This window comes from Collinsella sp. LCP21S3_A9 (assembly GCF_052118785.1).
In the GTDB taxonomy this organism is placed as follows: domain Bacteria; phylum Actinomycetota; class Coriobacteriia; order Coriobacteriales; family Coriobacteriaceae; genus Collinsella.
In genome coordinates this window covers 1-4490 of the sequence record NZ_JBQKGN010000036.1, presented here as the reverse complement: position 1 = coordinate 4490, position 4490 = coordinate 1, and the positions used below count along the sequence as shown (strand labels likewise).

Here is a 4490-nt window from a genome sequence, read left to right as displayed (position 1 = left end):
GCCAGCCCCAGCTCCCGGGTCGCCCGGTGAAGGCGAGGAAGAAGGGCGTGAAGGGAGCGAAGAGCGTTGCTGCCTAGGCTAGCCCCTTGTCACACAAACTACCGAAGCCTCCTTTTTAGACATCTAAATCTAGGTACTAAAACAATTCATCCAGTAAAATATAATATTTGATTTTCTCCCAATCAGGCTTGATCCCCAGTAAGTCAAAAAATAGCTCGACATACTGTTCTTCCCCGATATCCTCCCTGATCGACCGGACGCAGAAGGCAATGTCATACCACTTGTCCGCCCTGCCGCTTCTCCCAAGATCAATAAAGCCACTTACTTTGCCATCTTTCACAAAGATGTTGCTGTCTCCCAGGTCGCCGTGGGAAAAGACAAGTTCCTCTTCGGGCTTTTCCGTCTTTAAAAAATCATACAGCTCGCGCGGATCTTTAAATGGAGTTTCTTCTTCCCAGTTTTCGCAATCCACATCGGCCAGATCGTTATTCAGTAAGTAATCCAATTCGGCTAAGCGGCTGTCTAAGCTATTCGTATAGGGACAATCCGATATGTCGATGGAGTGAAAGAGCCTGATGCACTCCGCATACAGCTCGATAATCTTTTCAGGGCTTTGTTCATCTTCATACTCTTCCGAGCAAAGGACGCCATCGGCCTCACTCATGAGCAGATTGCTCCAGCCATCATGCCGTTCAAAGTGCAGGACCTTTGGAACAGGCAGCTTTCCTTCCAGCCATAGCATCATGTCCTTTTCCCGTTCCACATCATAGGTGGTCCCTTTATACCGGCTGTCCGTCATTTTTAAATATAGGTTTTCATTTTCTCCCACCAGCTTATATACCTTAGCAGGAGACATTCCTTCCGTATCTTTTACGCAGCGGTATTTTTCGATCAGTTTTTTCAATTCCGGTGATATTCTCATTTTAGCCATTTATTATTTCCTTCCTCTTTTCTACAGTATTTAAAGATACCCCAAGAAGCTAATTATAAGGTTGTGTTAACCCAAGATGGTGTTTCTCGGGCCCGTTTCTGCGTCACACCCCCGCGATAGCATCCCCACTGCATAGACAAGCGAGCGCTGGAGGGAAGCGATGGCAGGGAAGCACAGCCTCGAGGAGACCGTGAGGGGCGGGCTGGCGGCGATGGGCAAGGACCAGCGCCGCAGGATGATCGCGGCGATTCAAGACGTGATCGACGCGCAGCTGGCCCTCGACGCAGGGGACGAGCCCGAGGTCGCATGCTGCCCCCGCTGTGGGTCGGTGTCGATCAACCGCGACGGCCACGACGCGTCCGGCGGGCAGCGCTGGAGGTGCAGGGACTGCGGCAGGCGCTTCGGTCGCATGCGCAGGTCCGTCCTTGGCGCGAGCAAGCTCGACGCTGCTGTATGGAAGAAGTACGCGGAGTGCCTGGTGGATGTCCTGACGCTGAGGGAGGCCGCCAGCAAGTGCGGCGTGTCGCTCAAGACGGCGTGGTTCATGCGCATCCGGCTGCTGCAGTGCCTCTACGAGCTGCTCCCCTCCTTCCGCGTGGGTGCGGGCAACGGGTGCCAGCTCGACGAGTGCTACTTCACCGAGTCGTTCTCTGGCAACCACACCCGCAACCCTGGCTTCCAGATGCCAAGGCCAGCCAAGAGGCGCGGCGTGAAGGGCATGGCGGGGAAGCCAAAACACTCCCAGGCCAGGCGCGGCATCTCCAAGGACAAGATCTGCGTGCTCACGGGCGTGTCCGACACCGGGGACTTCTTCTTCGACGTGGCGTGCCGCGGGCCGCTGACCAGGGCTGTCGCCGAGAGCCGGCTCGAGGGCAGGGTCGTCGAGGGGGCCATCGTCTGCACGGACAAGCACAAGGCCTACCCTGGCGCGCTGAGGGAACTGGGGGTCGCCGTGCACGACTCCTTCGACGCGAGGGCCCACAAGGTCAACCGCATCAACGCCGTACACTCGTCGCTGTCGTGCTTCATGGACAACTTCCGCGGGGTCGCCACAAGGCGCCTGGGGCTGTACATGGCGTGGTTCAAGTGGCGCTGGAGCTTCTCCACCCAGAACCGCGCCGACATGATCGAGCTGGTGCTCAGGCAGGCGATCGAGGGCTCCTACGCGGACACGAGGCGCGAGCTGGCAGAATCCCCCTACCTGTTCATGGACTACTACGGCTGGCCGAGCGCGACGTAGAGGTTATGGCATTTCAGGCGTTTTGCTGCCCGGGGCCTTGAGGCGCCGGGGGTGGCGCGGTAGCGTTGCATATGGCTTCACGGTCTGCCGCTTCACGCACGCGGCTGCCGACGCACCTTGAAAACCAGATGGACCGAGAACCGCGAGAGCATGCGGCGCATCGCTCTCATGGGACAATGGCTAGCGGTTGGCCGTCGATGCAGGGGTTCTGCGCCGCGAGATCAGCACGCAGTCCAAGAGCTGTGGGAAGATAAAGCTGATGCGGCCCGGCGTTCCTGATAGAGCGCGGCAGGCACCTTGACAGCACCAGATGGCTTTTGGCAAATCCAGGTCTCCGGCCTGTATGCACTGGGCGGACGCGCCCGACATTCACTCAATGGATGCCGGGGACGCCCGGCGCAACAGAAAGGAGGGCTCAGCATGAAATGTGTACACAATCGTGTAACGGATTCGAGCTATAATGGATGCTGCAATATAGTACAACTCGTTAGGGAGCATGTTATGGCAGAGCTTACCGCTACAGTTGCTGAGACCAGAGCCAACTTCTCCAAGATCGCCACCATGGTGGCTGAGACAGGCCAGCCTGTCACAGTCTTCAAGAACTCGAAGCCTTGGGTTGCGATTGCGCCGCTGTCGGGAAGGCACATCACGACAGTTGACTGGAACGCGCCTGACATCGCGCGCCCGAATGCAGACGGCGTGACCGTATTGCCTGCAGAGTGGTATTGCCCCGAGGACGATGGGCTCTATGATGACCTCGTGTAAACCGGCTCCAGGTGACATTTGGCTCGCATATGTTGAGTACAAGGACCACCCCGGAGTCGGAAAGGTTCGGCCTGTTATCATCGTCGACGTCCTCGACTCAACCTTCACCGCTCTGGCAGCAAAGGTAACGTCTAAGGACCTGTCCATAACGGGAACAGGCATCGTTGTTCCCATCATTGACTGGCAGCACTGCGGCTTGCGCAAACCGTCTTATGTTCGCCTCGACCAGAAACTCATCCTGGAACGGGACAGGCTTAAAAGAGACGAGCCGATAGGTCGAGTCTCTGACGTGCTGCTGCAGTTGATAGCGAGTGCGCTTAGGTAAAAGCAGTCCATCTGGTTTGGAAAGGGGCGGGGGCCTGGCTGTTTGAACTGAACCCTTTTCTAGCACCATCTTGGGTTAACACAGCCTTATTTATACGTTAGCGCTAACACGCTAGAATTGCTTGGACGAAAGGAGACGCAATGGTACTCGACAGATACGCGCGATTTGCTGACAGCGCCGACGTGCTCTCTTGCCCCCTTTGCCACAGCGCCCTGAAGCTGCAGGAAGGGAGCCTCGTATGTCCGAAGAGGCACTGCTTCGATATCGCAAAGCAGGGGTACGTAAACCTTCTAGGGCCCTCCAGGCAGTCAGCCCACTACAGCAAAGAATCCTTTGAGAGCCGCATGGCAATCCTGGAGGCAGGGTATTACGACCACGTGAAAGAAGCCGTCCTCACCGCGGTAGGAAGGGCCCTTTCCCCAAGCGAGGGTCCTGCAGCTGTGAACGCGACGCCATTCCGCGTGCTCGACGCGGGATGCGGAGAAGGCTTCTATGCACGTGCAATCCGAGAAAACCTCTGTGTCGACGTGGTGGCGTTTGACCTCTCAAAAGACGCCATGCTGATGGCGGCCCGCCACGATTCCAGAAAGGCGGTCAAATGGCTGGTTGGCGACCTGACGAACATCCCCGTGCTGAAAGGCTCCATCAACTGCGTGGTGGACGTATTCGCTCCCTCGAACTACGACGAATTCAAGCGCGTTCTCACCCCAACCAGAAACGCCTCCGCGCCAGGAGTGCTGGTCAAAGTGGTTCCAGGCAGCAATCATCTTACGGAGCTGCGCCACCTTGCTGAAGGATCTTTGCGCAGCAAGGAATACTCAAACCAGCTGGTGACCGATTGCTTTGAGAAGCACTTCAAGATGACCGACCGCATCAAGGTGACGCGCACCTTCGAGATGTCCGAAAGGGACGTCCGCGTGTTCGCCGAGATGACGCCGCTGCTGTTCGGCATCGACGCGGAGTCCCTAAATCTATCGCGTGTGAAAAGCATCACCATCGAGGCTGAATTGCTGGTGGGCACCCCTCGCTCCCAAGGCCCTTCATGAGCTCAGCCAGCTCATCATCCTCTTAATTGCAGGGCTGAAGGACAGCCCTTGTCAACCGCCCCAGAAGAAATCTGGCTCTTCGGTGGTTTCTGTGGGAGAGATTCCGGCATAGGCCCAGCTCAGCGGGCGAAAACAACGATCTGGAACTGAAACGGCCCCGGGAGGGGCCGTTTCCGCGTCATC

At 57.2% G+C, this 4490-nt stretch carries 5 protein-coding genes and 1 pseudogene; 5 read left to right on the top strand and 1 reads right to left on the bottom strand.

Annotation, left to right across the window (positions count from 1 at the left end; all coding sequences use genetic code 11):
- Positions 1-136 precede the first annotated feature (136 nt).
- Positions 137-931 carry an aminoglycoside O-phosphotransferase APH(3')-IIIa gene (gene aph(3')-IIIa, locus ACTQ05_RS09295; RefSeq protein ID WP_441538941.1) on the bottom strand — a complete coding sequence of 265 codons (795 nt, stop codon included), beginning with the start codon at positions 929-931 and terminating at the stop codon, positions 137-139.
- A 160-nt stretch (positions 932-1091) separates the two neighbouring features.
- Between aph(3')-IIIa and ACTQ05_RS09290 the strand changes: the two genes are divergently transcribed.
- From ACTQ05_RS09290 to ACTQ05_RS09270, 5 genes and pseudogenes are all read left to right on the top strand, one after another.
- Entirely contained in the window at positions 1092-2171 is a 1080-nt protein-coding gene (locus tag ACTQ05_RS09290) for an IS1595 family transposase (protein WP_441538940.1), read from the top strand.
- A 501-nt stretch (positions 2172-2672) separates the two neighbouring features.
- Positions 2673-2936: a hypothetical protein gene (locus tag ACTQ05_RS09285; protein WP_441538938.1), complete on the top strand. Its 264-nt coding sequence runs from the start codon at positions 2673-2675 to the stop codon at positions 2934-2936.
- Entirely contained in the window at positions 2911-3261 is a 351-nt protein-coding gene (locus ACTQ05_RS09280) for a type II toxin-antitoxin system PemK/MazF family toxin (RefSeq protein WP_441538936.1), read from the top strand. The genes ACTQ05_RS09285 and ACTQ05_RS09280 overlap by 26 nt, the downstream gene beginning before the upstream one ends.
- A gap of 140 nt (positions 3262-3401) precedes the next feature.
- Positions 3402-3542: pseudogene (locus tag ACTQ05_RS09275) on the top strand (putative RNA methyltransferase); the annotation flags it as partial.
- 63 nt (positions 3543-3605) lie between these two features.
- Complete coding sequence (locus ACTQ05_RS09270; RefSeq protein ID WP_052241580.1) at positions 3606-4307, top strand: methyltransferase domain-containing protein; 702 nt, start codon at positions 3606-3608, stop codon at positions 4305-4307.
- Positions 4308-4490 lie beyond the last annotated feature (183 nt).